The sequence below is a fragment of the Trichocoleus sp. FACHB-46 genome (genome assembly GCF_014695385.1).
In the GTDB taxonomy this organism is placed as follows: Bacteria; Cyanobacteriota; Cyanobacteriia; order FACHB-46; family FACHB-46; genus Trichocoleus.
This window is the reverse complement of sequence record NZ_JACJOD010000069.1, coordinates 1-23,767: the sequence shown is the minus strand read 5'-3', so window position 1 is coordinate 23,767 and position 23,767 is coordinate 1. Positions and strand designations below refer to the sequence as shown.

The following is a 23,767-nucleotide window of genomic DNA, read 5'->3' as shown; positions in this document are numbered from 1 at the left end:
TCAGTGGTGGATAAGAGGCTGCTTGGGGCTAGTTCCCCCTTTTTGCTCCTGCTGCATGTTGATGCGCACGGACAACACTCCCATCGACAAAGTGGATGTCCCAGTTAATTTTGCCCTCGGCATCGGCCTCGATCTGCAGGGCTTCGAGCAGTTGCTGCCACAAGCCGATGTGACGCCAGTGGTAGAATCGACCTGAAACTGTTGACCAGTGGCCATAGCGACTGGGTAAGTCTCGCCAAGGAGCACCAGTTCTGAGAATCCACAAGATGTCGTTGATGACGGTTCGATGGTCTTTAGCGGGGCAACCTGTATGAGGCTTTTGTGGTGGAAGCAGGGGCCAAATGCGCTTCCACTGCCGATCGTTTAATTCACCCCGTCGGTTCTTCTTTTGTGGTGGAAGAATCATGGAGGCTAATCAGTATTCCTGCACTATTTCTATTCTGCCAAAGGGTTTTAAAGCACGCCCTAGAATTAAAGGCAATTGTGCTGAGTCAGCTACCTATACAGAAGAAAGCGATCGCTTTGACTCTAGCTCTAGGAAATCAAATTTCCTGATTAGACCATTGAAATTTGCTGTTGCTTAAGCGATCGCTTCCTCCATTGTCAAGAGAGTATTGTTAACTCGGGCACTGGTCTTTTAAGGGGTGAGGCAATGAAAGCCTCGCCTGGTCAAGATTTCATCCATCGAAATCGGACGACTACAGTACCCCATTGCCGTTGCCGGAGTCCTGTTTTTCCCCAGTCCCCAGTGTGGTCGCACCCAATTATGCACCAATCGTTGAATGTCTAGCACTCTTTGCAACCCCTCGACTCGCTTGGCATACAAATTCTGTCGTCTGCGATAAGCACTCGCACGTCTTCTCAAGGCACTATTTTGGGCTTCATTGTGATTGACGTGCACTTCATGCACAGGACTGAGCGCGGTGAACGGATGCTCCACCTTCACCTACTCGACTCGCTTACGTCCCTGAGAGCCCTTAATCTTCATTGCGACCTCCAACCCCTGCCGACAGACTTTGCGTCGCCCGTAGTCGGGGTGCACCCTCCCCCGCTTTGAGGTGGACACTAGCAAGCTGCCACAAAACCGTGCCATAGCGTCGTTCTCCATCGCTAAACCACCGGATAAAGTCAGCAGATTTCGCCCACTCCTAAGCCTTCTGGGTCCCTCTCTCAAACAGTTCAGTCGTTTTTCGTCTAGCTTGGGCAGCGACCCAATAGCGACTTTCACGCTCAATGAAGTGAATCGTCCACCCTGATGATTCACCGGGGGGGAAGGTTCTCGCCGACGCGAGTGTACACCTTATCTCCTTCGAGTGTGACATCAGTCCCATCGGGAGCAGGGGGAGACCATTGACTTCCTTGCTGAGCGACTCGACGTTCCCAGCGAATAATCGTCGCATGGGATTTGCCAAAGGAGCGTCCCGTGGCCCTCAATCCTAATCCTTCTGTGCGCACATTGATCGCCGCTGAAACCACCAGTGCCGGGGTTCTCAGTCTAGCTATAGGAGTATTCGTCCGCTCATTGAAGCGTTTAGCGCAAGCTTGGCATAAGTATCGTTGTTGAACACTTTGGTCTTGCAGCTTTACTCTGCCGTTTTTCACGGTTTGTTCGCTCTGGCAATGGGGACATCTCATCAGCTGAAATTCATGCACTGTACCTATCCTACCAATGACCCTTTAGAAAACCAGTGCCCAGAACAGTGGCACCCTCCTTTGTAGTGGCTTCACTCAACGCTTTTTCCTCCACTTACAACTCTGTATCACGATTCAATTTTGGGGCTGTGATTTCTTGTCCTGCCTGATGCAGAATCAAGTGCTCCACAGGACCTTGCGGATCTCGAATGAAGGTAATTTGAGCATCGACTTCGGTAATAAAAAATTGAGTCTCTGTTTCTGCAAATAACTCAACCTGAGATTGCCCCGTGGCTTGAGCGTAGAGTCGGTCGTGTTCTTTGGTAACGGCGAGAATAAAGTCTGGAGCGAGTTCATAGCATCCTACATACGCATCAAACAGGTTGGGATCAACAGGGATTGCCTGACGTTTTTTAGGTGGATGATGTTCAGCCAGGGGATAACGGGGTTCTAACAGATGCAAGCCAATATCATTGACATCATTCTCTGAATTCGATAGCACCACAACCCCGAATCGCTTCTGTTTCACAAAGCCTAAAAAGCTGCGAAATCCACCGGTGTCCCCGTCATGGAAGATGATTTCTGTCTCATGGTGATTCAAAACATGCCAGCCCAGCGCGATCGCCATTCCGGGTATTCCCGTTTGCGCCTGAACCCCATGGGTTTTCTGAAAGATTGCATTTAACGAGGAAGATACCAGTTGCAAATTTGCTGCCAAGAACTTGAGTAAATCGTTTGCGGTCGATCGCAATGCTCCTGCCAGGGTTGGCAAATCCCAATAAGGCACGGGCTGAGCCAGGGTGTTATGTCCAGTTGCAAAGCGAGCCTGTTGCTCAACCGTCAGTTGAATGCCCGTATCATGCATTTGCAGCGGTTGAGTAATCTGGGTTTTAATGAGGGTTTCGTAATTCATGCCTGTTTTAAGGCATAGAAGATGCCCCAGCAAACCTGTGCCTAGATTTGAATATTCGTACTGACTGCCAATATCTCGTGGCAATTGATAGCTAGATAAAAACGCATACAACTGTTCGACGGAGTAATCGACATAGGGATTACTCATATCTGCTGGGGCAAAGTTACCGGGTAAACAGGGCAACCCGGAGGTATGCGTTGCTAAATGCAATAAGGAAATTTCTTGACCCTTACGAGTGGGTGCTTTCACAGCATCAGGCAGCAGTGTAGAGATGCGATCGCCTAGGTCGAGAGCACCTTGCTCCACCAGGTTTGCCAGCACTAGCGTTGTAAATACTTTGGTAATGGAGCCAATTTTAAACAGGGTATTTCCATCCACCGGGTAGGAATTTGTCTGATCTCGCTTGCCCTGTGCAACGATACGGTTACCACTCTCATCAATGACTCCTACGACAATACCAACATTCTGTTTCTCTTGATGAATACGTTGCTGCAAAATGGCTAAAATTTCGTGATCTGACAGAATTGTTTGAGCTGTTGTCATGGTTTCAACCTCCCTTGACACCAAGCATTTGAGAATTCTGATCTTATGGGTTCCTCTCCTGTCACCTGTTTAGATTTCTGGGGACGACGGTTTTTCCATTCTTGCTTGAATTGACGGTAGTGCGTTAAATAATAGTGCGATAGGTAATGAGATCATGCCAAGTCCAGGGCTGTAGCGTTAATCCTGCTCGTTGAGTGGCGGTCGTCTTCAATCGGCTATGCTGCCAAATCCAGTTGAAGTAAGTCACGACTATCCGCGTCGTTACCGTGGTTTGCTCCCACACCTTGCCAAACTTGTTCTGTCTGCGGTACCAACGTCCCGTTTGTTGTCTAACAATGCCATTGGTCCTCTCTAAGCATTGTGTTTTGTCTTTGCCAATGTGGTGGAGAATCTCTGGTGGTAGTACTCGTTTGTAACCTCCCCAATCATCACTATTCCAGCGTTTACAGGCAGTCTTTCCCTCGCTACTAACGACTAGTTCGTCAATCAATTCATCCGTATATTTTCCCACACGTGCTGCCAAAATCAGTCCACTTGAATCCGTCAGACTCATTCCAATCCAACAGTCTCTAACCTCTAACTCATCTAGGAGGCACTGCTTCTGTTTTTTACAACAAAACACCATAGTTCATCAGTACTCACTTCCTGGGTTTGCACTGCTTGAACTTGAGCGTTATGAACCAATTGTGCTTGCTGACTAGCGGCACGAACAATACTAACAACCGTGTTATACGCAAGTCCCGTGATGCGGCTAACTCCCTTCAGGCTGCTACCTTCGCTATGTGCTTGTAAAACCTGCCGAATCTGTTCGGGCGTGACTTGGCGATGGTAGTACAAGGTGTCAAACCGTTCGTTAAACTTTTGCTGGCAGTGCGGGCAGAAATAGCGTTGAGTGCCGTTGGGAGCTTTACCGTGTTTGTGTGTAGTGGGATGACCACAGAGACGGCATTCCATAGACCCAGCTTGAGAGTAGATGTCTCTCTCTAGTTTATCTAACCCACCATCCTTTGATGCACTACCCAAATTCGCATGTTTAACCAACTGATATAAAAATCTACACAAACCTCCTTGAAAGAGGTAAGCACCCGAAGGGGTGATGCCAATTCGGCTAACAATAGCCAGGATCGGGCTACCCCCAACCAGGAGTTGATCGTGGCAAATATTACAGCAGTGCGTTTCAGCCCTACTCTGCTGCAGCCAATGCGAAGATTTGTGCAAACCAATGGTTCTGCTCGCTATGAGGTCGATACTAGCCGTCCTTATCTTGAAGTTGGATCAGGTGAAAACTATGTGACGATCGACACGATTGGTCCAGTTGATGATAGTGGTAATCCGATTGTTGTCACTGATCCAATCGACTTAAGCAATGCTGAGATTACCCAACCCTTTCTGGTTGTTCCGACTGGATTGATTATTGATGCTGCTAAAATTGCAGTTCAGCTTGCTGGTAGCTTGAAGTATTTGGCGATCGAGTGGACAACCGATCGATTAAGTGAGTTTCTACGGACAATTGCCCCGAACTTTGCAGAACAGGGAACGCAAGGAAGCAGCAAGGTTGCCCTGCGGGTCGTGTTTGGCAACCCGATTCAGGAGATGCGGCTAGACTGGTCTGTGACCAACAGTGCGCGCACGTTTACCTTACCCGGATTACAGGTTACAACGCCCAATAATGCAGACTACAGTCTGGTTTTAGGATTTGGTAATGATGGCAAGCCCGATCGCTTCAGATTAGTATTCACAACAGAAAAAGACCAGAAATTTATTGCAAATAGCACCTTTGCCTGGACGCGAGAGAGCAAGCGAGAACTGCAAAATGACGAAAAAGAAGCAACGCCTGATCTCTTTAAGTTAATGGCAACTACAAAGCAACCTGTTAGCCTCGTTTTATTAAATGTTGCGCTCAAAGGTAGCGATGCGCCTCAGTTCTTCCGTCAGCTTGCAACCCCATTAACCCGATTTAGTTTTGCGGTTCCTGATTCACTCAATCAACCTGCATTAGCAAATGACACAATCTCGTTAAGAAAAGACGATTGGGATATTGACTTTGAATACAATAAAGACGCATTTGATTTACCGTTCTTAAAACGGAAAGGTGACAAAGATAAAGACAAAAATGATAGCCAGCTACTTCAGGTTGGCAAGCCAAAGAACATTAAGCCAGATTTTGATAAACAAACAATCGAATTCTTACTTCCGATTAAGATGACGATCGGAAGTTTAATCTTTGATACCGAAATTCAGGCTAAGTTTAATTGGGAGAAGTTTGCGTTATCGGTTGATCATAGCAAGGGAATTGATCTACTCTCACCAGAGCCAGTCTTGCCTAAAGAGAATAAAGAACATCTGGGTTTGACATGGGAGTTTAAGGGAGCAGAGATCAAAAAAGATAACGGACAAACACTGTATCACTATTTCACCCTAGCCACAAAAGACTATAACTATCAGGTACAGCAAGCTGAAGGAGCGGTTTTTGAGATTAGCTATACACGTGCCAGTGATGAGCCGATCGTCTTTGCGATCGAGGGATTTGCACTCACTCCAAACGGCATTAACTTAACGGCAGAAGTTACCGATCGCCCTGCCAAACTAAACGGTATTGACACCAAGTTTCGCTTCCACGGTAGCTGCTTAGAGATCAAAGAAAATCAAATCAACGACTTTACGCTGAGTGGTTCAGGTCCTTTACCTCCAGCACTCGTCGGGAATGCGATCGCGGATATTGCGCTTCAGTTTAGCCAACGTGAGAACAATCTGACTCTGGTGGCAGGTAGTGCTAAACTCAAAGGCAATCAACTGCTGAAATGTCAGGGAACTCGCTTTCAGTTTTCGATCGATGCGTTGGGTTTGAAGTTCGTTAATGATGGCAAATTCCATCTTTACTTTACGCTGACGGGCAGTGCCCAATTTACGCCGCTTCCTTCGGATGACAGCAACTTTGCTTTAGCGCTGCTGCAAGTGATCAAGATTGATCTGGTGGAGTGCCCGCTCACTGGAGATGCGCGTGTCATCGGCAAGCACGTCAAATTCGTAATTGAGCTACCCAAACCGAAGTCATTCAACTTCCTAGGCTGCTTTGAAATGGAACTACGGGCGATCGGGTTTATTCCCCAAGCGGCTGAGTTTGGCGACGATCCAGCAATGGAACTGTCTGGACAGCTCAAATTTGCACAGGGTATTGGGGATACACCGAATTCACGTCCCGATCTGCATCGCTTGATGATCGCTTTGCCAGAGCCCGGATCAATTATGCCCCGGATTCACTTTAAGGAACTAGCAGTCAATCTGAATATTGGTGAAGCCTTCCGCCTGAATGGTTCTGTGAGCTTCAAGAATAGCCCCGAAGAACAGGGATTTGATGGTGAAGGAACACTAGAAATTCAAGGCTTACCGACGATCGCGGCGAGCTTTGCTTTCTTACGAGTGCGACGAGATGAATCTTCTCCCTGGCTGCGTGCCTGGTTCATTTATCTGGAAGCACGTAAGGTAAGTTTCCGGATTCCAGTTGTAGAACTCTATATTCGCGAAGTGGGACTGGGCTTTGGCTATCGCTATACGCTGGTCAGCATTAAGGCTGCCGATCGCGAAAATGATCTGAAGAAATTGCTCAAGGAATTGCGCGACCTCTCTCGCACTCAGGGTGATTTGTCAAAACGCGATCGCTGGGCAGTCGATTTGGAAGCAGCAGGTGAAGATCCACGCTGGACCATCGTATTGCGGGCATTAATTTCCCAGACCAGTGCCTCTCCGTCACCATTACGTTGGGAAGAAGCTGCTGAGCGAGTTCTGCCCTGTGTATTCCTGTTTGATGCGGTGATTGCCTTCCGCAGTGACCTCACCTTCTTTATGGCGGCGCGTGCTTGGATTAACACCAACTATTACGATTACGTCACGAATGTAGACGGCAAAGAAGAAGTGCAAGGCAGACCGTTGTTTAGTGGATTTGTGCTGCTCTCGCCGCGTCAAAAACGTTTCCTGGCGCAGGTGTCTTCCAATCCTGAAGGCTTCTTAGGGGCGCGTCCTCCGATGCCAGAGATTGTGCAAAAAGCGATTCGCAATAGTCAGTTTGCTGCAACCGTGCTGATCGAACCCGGACTGATGCACTATGAACTGGGGTGGCCCAACATGCTGCGCTGGGGCATGACGCTAGGTCCACTGAAGGCAGAAGTGCGCGGTGGCTTTATCTTCCGGGTGTCAAGAGAAGATCTGGTGCTGGGCATTAGCTATCTGGCGCGAGCGACTCTGGACATTAAGGCAGATTTCGATTTTGGCTTTATTGGCTGTCGGGTGCGTGCCTTTGCTCAGGTGGCATACGGAGCACGATTTATCGGTGTAGTGAGTTTCAAAGATCCGATTGATAACTCTGCTTTGTATGGTGCGGTCGGTTTAGAAGTACAAATTCAGTTCTCGATCGAGTTCTGGTTACGGATCGAGTTAGTCTTCACGTCGATCACTCTCTCGTTTAAATTCAGTCTCAATATCGGCTTTACCGCAGGGCTAGAACTGGGCTTAATGGGAACCAAACCGGGATTGCGTGGATCGGGTACGATCGCCGTTTCCTGTATGGGACACACGCTGCAACTGAACGTTAAGCTTGGCCTGGCAGAAGACAATGTGACGGCGGCTCTCAACCGCACGAAACCATATCTCAATGTTGGGTTAGAAGCCACGGATGTCGAACCTGTTCCGGGAGTGGCTTCAGCGGATGGCGCGCGTGCTATTCCAATGGCTACCAGTGCAGTTGGTTTGAGGTCAGCTGTTGCACCTGTTCCGGCGATCGCCAGCGATAGTTTAGCTCTGAGTGATGCCGTCTTGGCAGAATCCGCAACCGGTCAAGCTCTGGGTTTCAGCATTCCAGACTACAGTATTTTTGTGGTGCGGCAACCAGATGTTGAGAAGAATTACTTTGTGCTGCTGCCGCAAGGTGAGTCTGAAACTGGATTTTTGCCTGCTCCTCCAAATGGGGAAGTGAGGGAAGATTTCATTTTGACAATTCCTAAAGGAGAAGCATTAGAGCTAGAGCATTTTAATCCACTCACTCAACAATGGGAATTGATTGCAATCGATCCAAATATCGATAATACAATCCCTTTGCGCGTGAATTGGGAGGCAGTTTATCAGGATAATCTGAAAGCGTATAAAGAATCTGGTGAATTAGAAAGGAAAGCCAGCTCAAGTTTAAAGCTGAAGGATTATTTGCGTCATGCCTTTATCAGCGATGGTACAGGATCTGAACCAGGGCAAAAACCGAAACCTGGCAAGGTATCCGAATCTGCAAAGCATTCTAACTTGGTTGGTGATCCGCAACCATTACCAACAATGGAAATGCTTTATGATGAGCGGGTAAAAAATCCTTCAGACAATGCATTTGAAGCGGCTGTCCGTGGTGCAGTAGCTCAGTTTGAGAGCTCGCCTTACTTCAAGAAAGACGAAACAGTTGATTACGAGAAAGTCTTAAGTGCAGCGTTTGATCAAAATACGACGCTCTATACAACTTCAGGTGAATTGCCTCAAGCTGATCCAAATAACCCGGAATGGCGCAGAATGCAGGAAATGCAGCAGGCGCATCAGCTTCGCGGCATGGTGATTCACGATATTGTGTCGGATGTCCGTCAGTATGTTGGCGTTGCCGATGGTATTACCGAACCACTGAACGTTGAGCGATCGATTCCATTCCAGATGGGCTTAGTCTTCCGCTTCAAAGGCAATGCACCTCGCTGGTTAACCGATAATGGGAGCACAGCACCCAAGATTCAGCAAAGACGCGGTATAGCAACGACAATTGATTCAGAAGCGAAGACAGTTCGCACGTTCAATATTGCGCGGTACGACAAGGACGATCAAACTGCCTTCTCGACTGATTTTGCTGAGAATCCGCCTCAGTTTCGTAGCGTTAAGCCTTTCTCAGATGCAAATACCATCAGCATTGCCTGGGATCTGGCATGGGATGAGCAGAGTGGAGATACAACAGTTCAAGCAGATCCAGAACATCACTTGAATCACTACGAAGTGCGTCGTCGGGCCCTTGATAGCAACGAACGAGAGGTCGTATATACGCGCACCCCTGCTGATGCCTTACACCGAGATACAACTTCTAATCGGATTAAGCGAATTCGATCGCGCGTCCAGATCAACGACACCTTTAACCAGGAAACCCTTCAGGCACAGGCAACGCTTCCACCCGAAGGACACAGCTATCTCTACACGATCACACCGATCGATCATTCCGGTAATCCGGGTCGTCCGTTAACGCTGGTTGTGACACGCTTCCCGAATGAGCCGCCTGCGGTTCCGGTAGATGGCGAATTGATCGTCAGCTATCACCTCAAACCGAATGATTTCACGATTAAAGAGCAACCTGAAATTATCTTGAATGCGGGGCAGCCCGCTCGCCTTGCCGTCCAGGTAGAGTGGTTGGAACCGATGCAGCCGAAAGTTGGTCCTGCTGTCCCGCTCGATCAATATCTGCTGATCTTCCGCAAAGAAGAAACGTTGCCTATCGGCAGTTATGGCTTAGATAGCACCACGAATCGTCCGCGCAGCCATCATTTACCCACCTCGAATGCGCGACAGCTACCCACCGATATTGAAATTAAACTCGATGCCAAAGGAGCACGCAACGCCAGATTTGCCGCGATCGATGTCGCACTGCTTCAAGCAAAAGGCATTGTTCCGCCTGGAAACAATCCGCAGTGGAAACCGGAAGCTTGGCGCGTCTTCTTCCAGACCGTTTCACCTGGAGGGGTGCGATCGGCGTTAGCTCCGGTGCAGTTGCTCTTGCGGGTCGAACCCGATCCCAGCATCAAATTTAATGATGGAACGCGCGATCGCCGGGAGGAACGTCGCTTAGCAGAACTGGAATGGCTGCCTTATCCCACCAAGTTGCTGCTACTGCCGCCAGAAGATCTGCTGGGAATTTTCGGTCAGGCTCACTTCCCAATGCCCGATCTAAGTGAAGGTATACCGCGATTTGATGGCACCCTAAACGGCATATCCTACCAGACGCATCCTACTGGCATTCGCTGTTTGCGGTTCCGCTGGAATCAGGGTGCAAGTCGTAATGCCAACTATCCGATCGATCTCGTCTCCAGCTATCACCTGTATCAGCTTGATATTGATGCTCATACGACCGAGACATTTGGCGATCGAGTCAAGTTAGGTCGGGCAATCCGCATGTTGCAAGACATTCAAATGCTTCCAGCTGGAGATCTGGCACTGGCTCCCAACAATACGCTGACTGCCAATCAATGGGAAGCCTGGCACCCCAGCACCATGCGACGCAAGCAAGTGCGATCAGAGGCCCAATCTCCTGATTCCCAAAAGCCAGATCAACTTAAAGTGACGGGTTCAGAACTGCCTTACTCGTCCTGGTATTCCTGGCGCGAATCGCGGATTGTATTACCAGAGTGGCAAGGCTTAACGGATCAGATCAACGGCCAACGCACAACATCTCTGCATCCATTCTTACAAACTCTGCTCGATCGATTAGCTGAAACAAAGGTAGGCAGTTCTGATGTCACCTACAAGCCTGATGTGCAAATTCTGCCGCCTTTCAAAGCGAGCGATCTGACGGCATTCCTCGCCAATACTGCCACCAAGACTGATCCCTATGGCTGGAATGTCCTGCAACGACTTGGCTTATCCACCACTTTCTCGCTTTATACCCAGTCCAATGATAAGGCTGTACCGCAAGGCAGACTGGTTCAGGGAGAAGCTTTGTTGAGTGCTGTCAATACTGCGTTGAATGATTTGTTGGCAGACAGTGAGTGGCGACTACTCAAGCCTCATCTGCACGTCGAGCTTTTATTCCAGCCCAGCCAAAGTGTACAGCTCAGTGATGCTCCGGCGAATGCTCAAGGATTGTTGGCATTAGTGCAAGTGAGTTTGCGTCCAAGCGTTCAGCAATATTTGCAGTACGCTCAAGTCATAGTCACAGGAACAGCAAAATCGACAGTGAAGCTGCTGTTTGATGGTACAGATTGTACCGTGATTAACCAGGCTGATCCGGCAAGTGGACAGGTCAATTTGAAGCCGGAAGATGGCAAGCCTGTTCAGTATCTCCTCATCTTACCGCTGACTGGAAGCGCAACGCTGTTAATCCGCACAGATAAGCCCAACGATCCAGAGAACAAATTCCCTGTAACCATTACACCAGGAGACGATGAGGAAAGTAAGAAAGCGATCGTGAGTGAAGTGAAGTTGTTTGCAGTGACAGACGATCGCTCTACTTACTTCCAAACTCCTGCTACCTTAGCTACTGATTTGAGTAACATCAGCAGTCCTGCGGGTCAGGAATGGCTCAAGCTGAAGCGATATATCGAGTCGCTCAACAGCAATGATCCAAACGATCCGAAGATTACAATTCCGACTGACAAAGAACGAATTGAGGCAATTCTGCCGGACTTCCAGCTCTGGTCACAGCGATTCTTTGATATTGGTGGCGATGTTGCACCAACCTCTACTAAACAGCAGCAGAACGGCATTTTCGCCCAAACTCAAGAGGGCGTTTGGTTAGCAACTGCTTACCCCAGAGCTGGATCGCCTGCCTACGCCACCCCCGATGCCAACGGTCGCCTCACCTATGACCATTTGCTAGAGGACAAGTGGGCGCACAACTATCGGTTCTATATGCAGCCGATCGGACGCTATGACCTACTGTGGTCGAGTTTGCAGCAGTCGCCCAATCTGATGCCTAAGGTTGCTGGAGTTGCCGCCGAAACGCTACCGACGGTGATGCCCGACCCCGATCAAGCTGGACTGGATATCGTGCTCGATCGCACTCAACCTGTGGATATGCCCGTCGTGCTAAACTCGAGCCGCCTTGATGTGCCAAGTGTGCCGGGTCGTCCAGTGCTACCGGGAAGTACCTGGGAAGTGATTGTGGCTCAGCATCCAGAGCAAAGTTTGATGGAGCGCAACCAAACCCTGGCAAGACAGCTTTCCTTCCGCCAGATTGCCTTTACCCTGCTGCGCCGCTTTGCCGACCCCGATCAGATTTTGTTGCTAGATACGGCTGTGAAGCAGTTCAACAAACCGCACGACCTGAGGTTGAAGCCTGTACAGAATCAACTTCCTGCCCTGCCTGCTGCACCTACCCAACTTGATCACCTGAAACTCTCAGGGACGTTAGCCGACAATGATGCTGTCACGCTGGATTTACCACTCCGACTGAGGAACTTCCAGCAAGGGGCACTGGTGCTGCAATGGCAGGCGCTTCCATTCTTCTATGAACATCAGTTAATGCTGATTGCTCAAACGAGTTCGCAGGTATCGCGCATCAATCAGGTGATTCAGCGAGACTTTGAGTATGTCTCACCCTCCCCTTATGCGATCGTACAAGCGAGAGATTGGACACCTTCTACTTCAGGAGCACCTGAAAGGCGACTGCGACAAATTGAGATTCCGTTGCAGCGATTATGGGATAGTTTGCCTGCTACGGCTCAAGTACAATGGGCAGCCGAAGCACCGGACGCTGAAACCAGTGCCGATCGCTCTCGCAAGCTGTCTTCTTTGCCCGACCTGGGTGTGGTGTATCAAATTATCGAAACCTATAGCGGCAACGTAGAAGTGCAGGCAGAAATTAGCCTAGAGCGACAAGGAGAAAATGCGTCCCTTACTGGAAAATTTGTTCGCAAGCAGTTAGGTCGGCGCTTCCTGGCAGAGTTAATTGATCTGACTCCCCCAGACGCCCAAACCCCGCAGGGGCGATATGTTCTGAGCGTGATTGTGCAGCAGGTGATTGAGGAAACGGTGCAGCGATCGTATCCTGCCGTAATCATTCCTGAAAAAGCGACCTTCAGCACACCCAAACTGACAATCACCGGAATTTTGACCAGAGCCGATCGCGACACGATTTTGCTCAGCAGTGTTGATCCGGCTGATCGCGATGCTTTACAAGCAATCCTGGCAACCATACCCACTGATACCAGCCTGCAACAGGTTCTCCTTAATCCTCAAGATCGTCAGACCTTCCTGCACGACTTCCGGGTACTCGATCGCATCTATCAAGACTGGTTTAGTCAGAGGCCAATTTCTCGTCCGTTCAATCTGAATGCCTTACCTGCTGAAGTAGCTGCCCTGAGGCAAACGCTCGATTTCCCCGAACCGGAAAACTGTGCCCTTGTCTGGCAGGGAACCATGACACCAGAAGAACAAATGGCTGTGCTGTCGATCGACGCAGATGACAGCTTTAGGGCAGCTTTGAAACGATTATCCGATCAAGCAGTTGTGGCTGATCCAAACGCGGTGATTCGGGAAAACGCTGTGCTGGGCTTAGATCAAGTGCCATTGAGCGTGAGCGATCAAATTCAGTTCAGCAATGATAATGCAACGAAACGCTATACCGGGTTGACCTGGACAGGACTACTGTTCGAAAGTGACGTAAAAGTGTTGCAACGCTGGGCGCAAATTCCTGCTTTCACGACTGCCATTGCTGCCCTGATTGCCGAACTTGATAGCCGATCGCTCAGCGAAACCTTACCCGTACCTCGTCCTTTACAAGAGGAACTGCCTGCTAATTTGCAGGATCAGCTTCAGATTGGCAACGATCGCCTGGGCTGGCTCAGCCCTGCTCCTACCGATGCTCAATGGGATGCCCTGACTCAACTAACCGGAGACACAGACTTTCTAGATGCTCGAAATGAGCTGGTGAGTGAAATTAACCGCGATCAAGAAGTGGGGATGGCTCCAGAGCGCAAGCGTCCTCAACAGGTAGATTTACCCGATAGCATCCGCAATCAGCTTCAAATTGAGAGCGATCGTTTGGTTTGGAATACGCCTCTACCAACAGCACAGCAGCGTCAGGCAATGCAGCAACTCCGGGGAGATGATGCCTTCGAGAGTGCCATCAATCAACTTCTGACCATCATTCCCACCAATCCACCGAACCCACTTCCCAGCGCGTATGACGTCCCTTTAGGAACAGCCCCACTCAGTCGTCCAAGTCAGGCAGATTTACCCGTCGCAATTCGTGATCAGCTTCGGATTGAGTCAGATCAATTACGCTGGTTGGCTCCCACACCCACCGATGCCCAACGTCCGCTTTTGACTGGGCTGAATGGCGATCCTGCCTTTGTGAATGCGCTGCAGCGCTTGCTGGGTGAAATCGACGCGACCCAGATGGTTCCCATGAACCCACAGCCTCGTCGCCCCCGCCAGAAGGATCTCCCTGATGACTTGAAAGCGCAACTGCAACTAACACCAAATGTGCAGCCAACTCAAATCACCTGGACAGGCAGAGTCCACAATTCTGAGCAGTGGCAACTACTGCAATCTCTGGCAACGCAGGGAGATCCACCTTTCCAGACAGCCATGCAGGACATCCTCAATACCCTGCAAACCCAGCCCACCTCGATCGCCTTCGATCTACCCGTTCGTCCACAACCTGAAGACCTGCCAGAAAACCTGCGCGACAAGTTGCTAATCGGGCGATCGCTGATGCGCTACCACGGACTGATGACTCTTACCGAAGGTCAAGCCCTGCAAAACTTGAGCAACCTCAAACCCGAGCGCTTAGCTATCCGCAGACTTTATGACGCATCGCTCGATCGAGGTTTACAGGGCAGACAACTCAATATCGGTACAAGGCGTGGCAGTGCAACTCCCCATGATGCCGAACTCACCGTAAAACCATTGGTCTAAACAATCTAAGCCAGCACTCAAAGTCCCTCTCATCCTCATCCCCACTCCCGACTATGTTCCCCACTCTCCCCAACCTCTCCCTCAAGGGTCCTTTTTGGTCAGCCGATGCCGAAGTTATTCAACTAACAGACCCGCAGCAAAACTGGGCATTTCGATCGTTGTTTCTCGACATCAACCCGAAAAATGCCCTGGGAACACAAAACCTGCTGTTGCCCGGAACACTGCTCTTGCTGTGTTGGGTAAAGCAAGTGCGCGTCACCACCGCGAATACGCCGCAACAAAGCTATCTCTGGCAACGGAAAGCGGGAGAAACAAGCCCAAAGAATCCAACGCTGCCACAGCTCGAAACCTTGCTGAAGTCAGGACAGTTAGCGTTGCTGCTGGTGGAGGCTGATCCTGATCCAACCAAATGGCGCAGGCAAAATCAGGATGCTTTCCCTGAACTGGTTTGCCTTGCTGGAGATATTAATCTGGATGTGCTGACTCCCGCTCAGGATGTCGATCGTCTCTATGCCGCACTGCGTTTACGAAAAGCAGATAATCTGTCTACACGCGGAGGAGCTGCCCGACTCCTCGGAGCGATTTCAGTACATGGGAGTGGACTGTCGATCGCCGGAAAGGTGCGCCTGCCCTGGGAAACGGAACCGATTACAGCCGTGTTTCAGCTTGCTCGTACCTTGCCTGATCCCAGTGGCGGCAATTTCAAGTTTCGCCTGACGATCGAAGCCGATCGCCTTACCCGAGAGGAAAACGATACTCTGATCGATCGCTGGAATAATCTCAGCAGCTATCTCAATCCGCGCAATCCCCAAAACCGGAAGGGTCAAGCTGTGTCTGTGCCCAATTGGGTGACGTTAGAGATCGCTGATCCGCTGCGGTTGCCGCGCCTTTACTGGGAAATTGCCAACTGGCAGGAACCTGCCCCCGCCGATCGCGATAAGCCGTTGCCGCTCCTGTTTGAGCGAGGTGAAATCAACCTGCTGTTGACCGATCAGCAGCCCTATGACACAGAACAGCCTCCGACTTCTTTGGCGCAAATTGTCCCAGACAAACTCAGCATTCAGCGTGAGAGCGATCGGCTCACGGTAGCTCTAGAGTCTGGCAAATCAATCGCTTCCACAGAAACGTTGAAATACACGGCGAGGCTTAATCAGTCTAATTGGGATGAATCGCTGGAACTGCAACAGCTTCAGCTTGCTTTTAGCTCAGTGCAGACAGCGCAGCTATTACGCGATGTCCAAAAGCAGTCGATTCCAGAATGGGTCGTACCTCAAGGAGACGAGAAACTGAGTCCGATCGAACCCTCCTTACTCTGGGGCTTCATACCGCTAGAAGATGGCTGGGCACAACTGCCGATTCCTAACTTAACCGAGCAGATTTACCTCGATGCTGATCTGGCACTGGAAGGCGAACGCAAGCCTGATCCGGGCATTTTCGCGCAGGGAGCAGTGTCGCTAGGCAATAGCCGCGAAGACCAGCTTCAGCAATATCGTAATGAGCAACCCTGGAGCGTCACCTGGACAGATGCCAGCTATGTCACCGGAACCTGGCAGTTGCAGAAAACGGGTGAGACCTTCCAACTGCAATCGATCGATCTCAATGCCATTGCCCCAGAGGTTGTATTGAATGGCTTCTTCTGGCTCAGCACCCAGGCTCCCACAGCAGCAGATGCCCTACCCTCAACGGAAAACTGGATTTCTAGCTTGCAATCTGTCCCGCTTAAATCGATCGAACCGCAGGCTGATCTATTTCCGCCGCTGATGACCACTCGGTTTGAAAAGCTGGAGATTCAATCTCGATCGACTGCGCCTCAGTTGCAAGATTGGTCAATGATTTATGGCGCGAACGCTGCGCTATTAAACCAGATGGTGACGAAAGGCGTGTTGCCCGCTGATACCTTCAGTCAGTATCCGCCGATCGTCTGGCGCAGACACAAATCCCTGCCGATGGTGCAGGCACTTCCTTTAACGCAAAGTCAGTCTCCGCCCAACTATCCCAGCCCGAACCGTCAGTTAGTTCCTTTCCAGCTTGCGATCGCAAAAGACAGCACCAATCCGGCGATCGGGTTGCCGAACAACTGGAAATTTGGTGTAACCCTGGAAAATGGTGCAGCTTCCTGGTGTACGGTATCGGCTGAGACAGCGATCGTACCTGCCGCCGATTGGCAAACTCTGGCTGACTTACCGCTAGTCGCTTTGTCAATTCCGGGAGTTGTGCTCGATCCCAATCTCTCAGGCGAAGGTCTGCCTACAGACAACAGCACTCAACTGCCGCTGCAATATCGCTTCGATCTACCCTACAGTGACGAGATTAACGCGCTCGCCCGACCGCCCAAAATTCCGCGTGACCCGAAGCAAGTCTCGCCCCTGCCGGATGACCCACAACCACAACCGCCTAAACCCCTGACACGCGAAACCCTCGCAGCCCACTGGCAACAGCTCAGCGAACAGGCATCTCTGGCAAGTGCTGATGCGACTGACGCGATCGCTCTGCAAGGCGACCAAACCCTGATTCGTCATCTAATTGAACCGTTTGATTGGCAAGTCAGCCTGACGACCGATCTTGATGCTTATCCCGGTTCACTCAATTTCGCAAATCAAGACAACAGTGCTGCTTTACCGCTGACTGGAGATGCGGCTCTGAAGGGCATTTCTGGAGATTTTGCCGTCACCCAAAACCGGATCGATCGCCTTCCAGAAAACAACACTGCCGATAATCCCTTCCACATCGAAGCCGGAAGTATGGCAGCCCATCGAGACGCAGATGGCACATTTCGCGATCAGCGTGGTTTACTTCGCAGTGTGACCCAACTCGCAGCCACAAATCCCACGTTGTTGAAAACGCCTGTTCGGTTGCACGAAGACAGCACCGGATATGAACTGACTTCGACTCTCACCTCAGTTCCTCTGAGTCTTACGCCTGATTTAAATTGGCAATTCTGGTTCCGCGATCTACCTGTGAAAGCTAATAGTTTCGATCGCGCTAAAGTTCGTTCTCAAGTCGCACAAGATGTCAATGACCCCGATGCCCTATCGCGTGACTACAACTATCTAGAAGGCTACGAATGGCGGCTCGTCGGTAACTCCCTGTTTTCGCTCGATTTCTTCCCCCTGACTCTAGAGAAGGTCGTCTTTGCTAATGATCAAATCGATGAAGTGGCGATCGTCGGTCGGCTACAGCTACCGTTGCCCGGTCGAAAGGAGCTGGAGCAATTCAATAATGCGGTGCAGGTAACGTTTAAGCGCAATGCCTCCGGACAGCTTCAGGTTGATCAGATTCAGCAAGTTTCTCCGATCGGGGAATGGTTCCTGGCATTGGAAGGCAACGAGGCCTCAGAGTCTCCGCTGTTGCAGTGGCGCACTGTCGAACTCACTCCAGCAAAAGATGGTATCATCGTTCGCGCTCTGGAATTAACATTTACCCTATTTGAAACAAACTGGACGATCGCTCTGAGTCCGCTCACACTCCGTCAAGGAGATACTACTCTTGAGCAGACCTACACGTTCTCGAATCCCAATCCAGCAGCACTCTTGCCCGATCGTGCCACGCTCAATCTGGATCTGCTGAACGGCAATCACACTCTCAATTTCTTCCTGCAAGTCCGACTTGGCGATCTCAGTCTGCCCCGATCGACCTTTGCGGCTCGAATTCATTTCCCCCTATTACCCAGCACGTCTGCCATCTCCGCAGAATCGGTGACGTTATTCGGTGGCTTGAAGCTGATCCCGTCTGATGCTCAACCGATCGTTTTATTTAACCGCAATGCGCTGGAGTTTCAGTGGCAGGGGTATGAGCTAGATACAACAGATGCTTCACCCTTACAGCTCTTGCCCGGAATGCCGCTAAAGGCAAATCAAGCTCCCGGTTATGTCGCGCTGACGTTTGCAATCGAGTCTGGAACTGCGAAGATTCCCACGCTGAAATTGCAGACCGCTTTCACAGAGGCAATGCTGTCTTGCCAATGGAGCGAGTTTCTGCAATCTGCTACAGCCGCTAGTCAACTCAGTCATGAGCAAGTGTTTGGTTCCTCTGCCGGAGATCTGGTGATTGGCTACACCGATCGCTATGATGCCTCAACTGCAAAATGGAAACAGTCTTTGCTGCTGAATGGCTTTTTGGAAGTGAAGAGCCTGATTTCCTGGGCACTGGACACGGCGATCGATGTGGTTGGGTCGCAAATCACGCTGCCTGCGGCTCGGACTGCTAATTCCCCTGCACTGAACCACCTGCGGCACACAGTTCGGATTTTATTTAACCAAACTGGGCTTACCGCCGATCGCCTTATCCCCGCTCAAAATCAGTTGCTGTTTGCGCTCAAGCAACCCTGGCAATTTCTGGCAGTTGTGGAGCATCAGTTCACCCGGATTCTGCCTTCTGCTGCTCTTGCACGGATTCAGCTTGGCTCTGACGATCGCTGGACAGCTGTTCAAGAAGTGCGGCTTTTCTCGCCCGGTCAATTCAAGCAAGCCCTGAATAACCTTGCTGCTGCCCAAGTTCTCGACCCAACGAGTAATTTTGCAGAGTTGAGTCGCTCTAGCTTCGGCTACTGGAATCGCCAATTCCGCCAAGCACTCACAGACAATAACGGCGAACTCGATCGCCTCCCCCCTGATACGCTTCTGGTGGATGCCAGCGCACCCCATTGGATTCGCAAAACCCCTGTCAAAGCTGCCAGCCCAACCACACTGCAATTCTTGCCGAACGGTACACAACTGGGCATTCTCAGCAACCCGAATGACTACACAGCCTCCGATCCACAGACTCCTGAATGGCTCTTGCTGACCACTCCTTTCTTCGGACGACTGCAAAACCCGCAGATCGATCGCCAAGCGCTCACCGATCCCAACGCAACCCTAACTACCCTTCAGATCGATCCAATCCTGGCGATTCAACAACAGCGCACAGCCCAGCCGACTCAACCCTTAGCCGACCTGCCACTGATGCTGGCAAATTGGAGCGATGATCAACCTGTAACGATACAAATTTCGGGTTTTGATAGTGCGATCGGGCGAAGTTGGGCAAGGCTCAATGCCCTGTCTCTGGAGGAAAGCTGGTTCCGCTTGCAGCATCCTAAGTCGGAGCAGTCTGGACAATCTGATGGATTACAAAATGGACTGCAAAGCATTCTGGCATCCCTACCCGATACGCCTGCCCGTCTCAGTCGCGCCACTGCCTTGAATCAAGCCTTTACGGTGCTGCGATCGACCTATCGGCCGCAAGAAAACAGCACATCAGTTCCAGGTTCGACAGATCTCGACAATCCTTTGCTGGTTTCGCGACCCGATAGCCTCATGACTGCAACTGTAGTGACAGACACCGAGGGCTTACAAGCACTGTATCTCTTTCAGAAAGAGGGAAATGGCAGAACTGTGAGAGATGTATCTGGTGTTGGTACGCCACTCGATCTGACGATCGCAGATTCGTCAAAAGTTGAGTGGCTCAATGGGGGTGGACTGCGAATCAAACAGTCTACCCTGCTCAAAGCAGACCAGCCTGCTCTCAAAATTATCCAAGCCTGTCGCAGCACCAATGAACTGACCATCGAAGCCTGGATTCAGCTTCAACCCAACCAATCTGTGCAGCAAGGCCCTGCTCGCATCGTCACCCTATCCAGCGATCCAAACAATCGTTATTTCACACTGGGACATGGTAAAAACGATGGAAAGCCTGGCAATCAGTTTGTTGTCCGCGTGCGAATTGAGAACATGACTAGCTCGAATGGGATTTTGAACAACGGCTCACCACCCATTGAGACAAACTCTGGCTCTGTGAAAGCTGGACTCACCCATGTTGTGTTGACGCGACGGGCTGATGGGGTGATGAAGTTCTACATCAATGGGCGGGAGGAAGCCAGCAACACTGTACCGAACAAACTATTCCCTGTCTCCCCTAACCAAAATACTGATCAGCTCTTTCGCTTTGCTTTAGCTAATGAGCTGACTGGCGATCGCCCTTGGCTCGGTGATTACCGACAAGTGGCTATCTTTAATCGAGCTTTGCCTGCCGCTGAAGTCAAGCAACGGTTCGATCGGGGTGCGGGTTCAGCTTCACGCGGTCAACAGCAACTCGCCTATCCCTGGTCTGCGATCGGACTCCAGGTCTTTACTAGCGAGCTATCTCAAACCAACAAAACGATTCGAGTCGCACATCATGCTGCGGCGACCGAATTACCTGCTCGTTTGCGCGTTGGCACTCAGGCAAATCCTTTGCCACTCAGCTTAGCGGTTAGCCCTTATCTCGGCTTAGAATTCCGTCCTGCCCCTGACCTTCAACGAGCCAAACTCCGATTACTCACTGCCGAACTGCTTTGCCTCGATCGCACCACCGGAACCCTCCTTCCGGCTGTCAGTCACGTTTGGGCAATTGACGAAAAGCAAACCGCAGCAGACTACTACAGCAGTAGCCAAACCTGGGCACGCGAAACCCATCGCAGCCTCTGTCCCGATTCCCCGATCGCCATCTTGCGCTTCCGCGAACTGCGAGAAATTGCTTCTACTGGCACTCAAGCAAATAGTTCTCAGGCAAACAGTCTCCTACTCACCACCTATGCCTTTGCTCTGGTGACTGATTTAGAACAGCCCTTGCATCTGGTGAAGCGCGTGGTGCAGTTACGATCGACCGTGGCTCAACTCCGCTTCCGCGAAGGACAGCTTGGCGCATTCACAATGCCCATCGCCATCCAGCCTTTTGAACTGGCTCCGCCCCAAGTAACAGGCGTACAGCCGATGCACCTCACAACACGTCCTGAAGCCCAAACTCCCCAGACTTGGGATTGGGGATTGAGTGCCCTACGGCTCAGTGTGCAATACAGTGAGCAAGCAGCGATCGGCAAGCTCAGCGGTGAGCCGAATGGCTCTGCAACCACTGAGGCAATGACGCTCTGGTGGCAGGCTCCGCAGCATCAAATCCAGTTTCGATTGACCCAAGATGATCGAGTCACAGCAGGTTTACCTGCTCACTTTCGAGCCACTGCCATTCAAAGTTTGCTGCCCGTATTACCGAATCTACCCTTACCCACTATTCCCGCAGGCACACTCGATCAGCCACCTCTGTCCCTCAACGACAAAACCCTTTTGCCCAATTCCTGGCAACCTGTTTTACCTGCCTCCCTGCGCTATCTGCTGTTGGGAGCGCGGTCGGGTGCAATGTTTGCAATTCGGAATCAGCTATTGCGGCAGAGCGGACTCGATCCCAATCAGACAAATTTTGGTCAAGGATTCGTTTCTGGCAGTATTCCCGTGCAGCACCGGATTCCGCGTCCGGTTCCCCTGCCACCCAATCAGCTCAACAGGAAAGAGGCAGCCCTTCAAACCTGGGCAAGCTACTTCGAGCCAACTGAGAATCATTTGCATAGCAAAACTCCTGCAGATGAAGCCTTCTTCGCGGCTGGTGGGGCAATCCCAAATCGTCGCCTACGAATGACGATCGCCAACCTGGTACGTGGTGAAATTCCGACTAACTGGGACGGAACGCTTAGCTTTAGAATCGACTCGAAAACAGAACCCAAAACTGCGATCGAGTGGGAGATGCAATTGACGCTAGACATTAACAGCACAATTTTTGCTTACAACTCCCCAACAGTTGTTGCCAATTCACCAGATCAGCGAGCCTTCCAACCCACAAAAGCAGAGGATTTGCTGAAGCAGATCACCAGCCTGACTCCCGGCTCGATCGTCACTGCAAAAGTTTTAGTTCAACCCAGTAGTGGCAGCGATCGCTTCTTCCAAACGCTCACCTTCCCACTGCGAGTGGTCAGCAACACGAACTTACCTTTGCCCCTAGAACCCCATTTCATTCTGTTTGAGGACCCGGAATATAACCGTCGGCTTGCCTCATCCACTGCTACTGCTAGCCGCATCGTTCAAATTCCGAATCCTCCTTTAGATTCAAGCCCGGTTGTGCGAACAGTGACACTTGCCTGCGATCGACGAGAATACAATATCGACAGTCGCATTTTCCTGCGCTTTGATTGGGATGATGACCTCAAAACTAGCGATCGCAAAGCTACGCTGAAACTATTCCGTTTAGTGGAAGGAATTGCGAAACCTTTAACGCTAAGCAGTGGAGATGAGACGATCAATCCGAGTGAACTAAAATCGCTCTCGCTAGAACAGATTCAAACGAATAACAAAGTACAACTGCAACCTGGTGATGTGCTTGAATTCCGGCTCATTCCGCAGCTTGCTTTAGAAAGTCCCGTTATCCTTCAAGTGGCGATCGTCACAAACCCGATCATTCCTGTATCGCAAGCAGCTTATGCCCTTTTACGCCAAACGGAGAAGAGTTCGATTCAGGTTGAATGCGTTCGGTTTGCTTGGGGGCCCGCTGCAAGTCGCATCGAACTTGTATCTTCTGAAGATTTGAAGACTCAAGTGGTGCGCCGTCGAGCTGTATTCCAATGGCAAGATTCAGTGCGCCCTGACCTCAATGGGAGCTATGCAATTCAGAAGGTTACTCAAATTGGCTCAACTCATTTTCCAAACTTTGGAGGACTAGATGAATGATCGATTGCAAATAATTTAGTGCTACCAGTACAAGCAATGTGTTTGTCAATTCTTGAATCCTACCAGCCTTAGCGTTACCCAGGTGAAGTGAAGCAATTGTGCATCCAGATGTATCTCAATGGCATGGGACTACGAGGCATCCAACGAGTTACCGCTCTTCACCATATCACTGTTATGCACTGGATTTGAGCTGCTGGACATTCCCTCAGAGATTCTCCGGAGGCAGAAGAAATCCCAGAAGTTACTGAGCTCGGTGAGCTATAAACTTTTGTGGACAACAACCGCCACAAGTGATGGATTTGAACCACCGTCAACACAAGCATGTGGAAATTTTGGCCTGGGTTATCAGCGATCGCTACTCACTATGGTTTATGGAGGTTGAGCTCGTTTCAGAAACGACCCTAGTTCTGGAAAATCTAGTGATGCTATGCATTGTCCCATCTTTCTTTACAAGTAAAATAATTCCGAAAAGGCTTATCCAGGATGTGATTGAGCGATCGCCATCTCTCCCGACTGCCCTATAGCGATCGCAAATTTT

4 protein-coding genes and 2 pseudogenes are annotated in these 23,767 nt (G+C 50.5%); 2 read left to right on the top strand and 4 right to left on the bottom strand.

The genetic code is table 11. The features are described from left to right. Positions 1-37: 37 nt before the first annotated feature. From H6F72_RS26880 to H6F72_RS26865, 4 genes and pseudogenes are all read right to left on the bottom strand, one after another. A pseudogene (locus H6F72_RS26880) lies at positions 38-406 on the bottom strand (IS5 family transposase); the annotation flags it as partial. A gap of 231 nt (positions 407-637) precedes the next feature. Then, positions 638-1,635, bottom strand: a pseudogene (locus H6F72_RS26875) (IS1 family transposase). Positions 1,636-1,747: 112 nt separating this feature from the next. Continuing rightward, positions 1,748-3,088, bottom strand: coding sequence for a serine hydrolase (locus H6F72_RS26870; RefSeq protein WP_190442678.1), 1,341 nt, complete (start codon positions 3,086-3,088; stop codon positions 1,748-1,750). A 124-nt stretch (positions 3,089-3,212) separates the two neighbouring features. Further along, a protein-coding gene (locus H6F72_RS26865; protein WP_190442676.1) for an IS1 family transposase occupies positions 3,213-4,042 on the bottom strand; the annotation gives its coding sequence in 2 pieces (ribosomal slippage) (positions 3,213-3,698 and positions 3,701-4,042; 828 coding nt in all). A gap of 246 nt (positions 4,043-4,288) precedes the next feature. On the opposite strand from H6F72_RS26865, the gene H6F72_RS26860 reads away from it, so the two are divergent. Continuing rightward, positions 4,289-14,725, top strand: coding sequence for a hypothetical protein (locus H6F72_RS26860; RefSeq protein ID WP_190442674.1), 10,437 nt, complete (start codon positions 4,289-4,291; stop codon positions 14,723-14,725). 53 nt (positions 14,726-14,778) lie between these two features. Further along, a complete protein-coding gene (locus H6F72_RS26855; RefSeq protein ID WP_190442672.1) occupies positions 14,779-23,229 on the top strand; it encodes a LamG domain-containing protein in 8,451 nt (2,816 codons plus the stop codon). Positions 23,230-23,767 lie beyond the last annotated feature (538 nt).

Coding starts and splice junctions, on each gene's coding strand:
- H6F72_RS26855 (WP_190442672.1), top strand. CDS start 14,779: ATGTTCCCCACTCTCCCCAACCTCTCCCTCAAGGGTCCTTTTTGGTCA.
- H6F72_RS26870 (WP_190442678.1), bottom strand. CDS start 3,088: ATGACAACAGCTCAAACAATTCTGTCAGATCACGAAATTTTAGCCATT.
- H6F72_RS26860 (WP_190442674.1), top strand. CDS start 4,289: ATGCGAAGATTTGTGCAAACCAATGGTTCTGCTCGCTATGAGGTCGAT.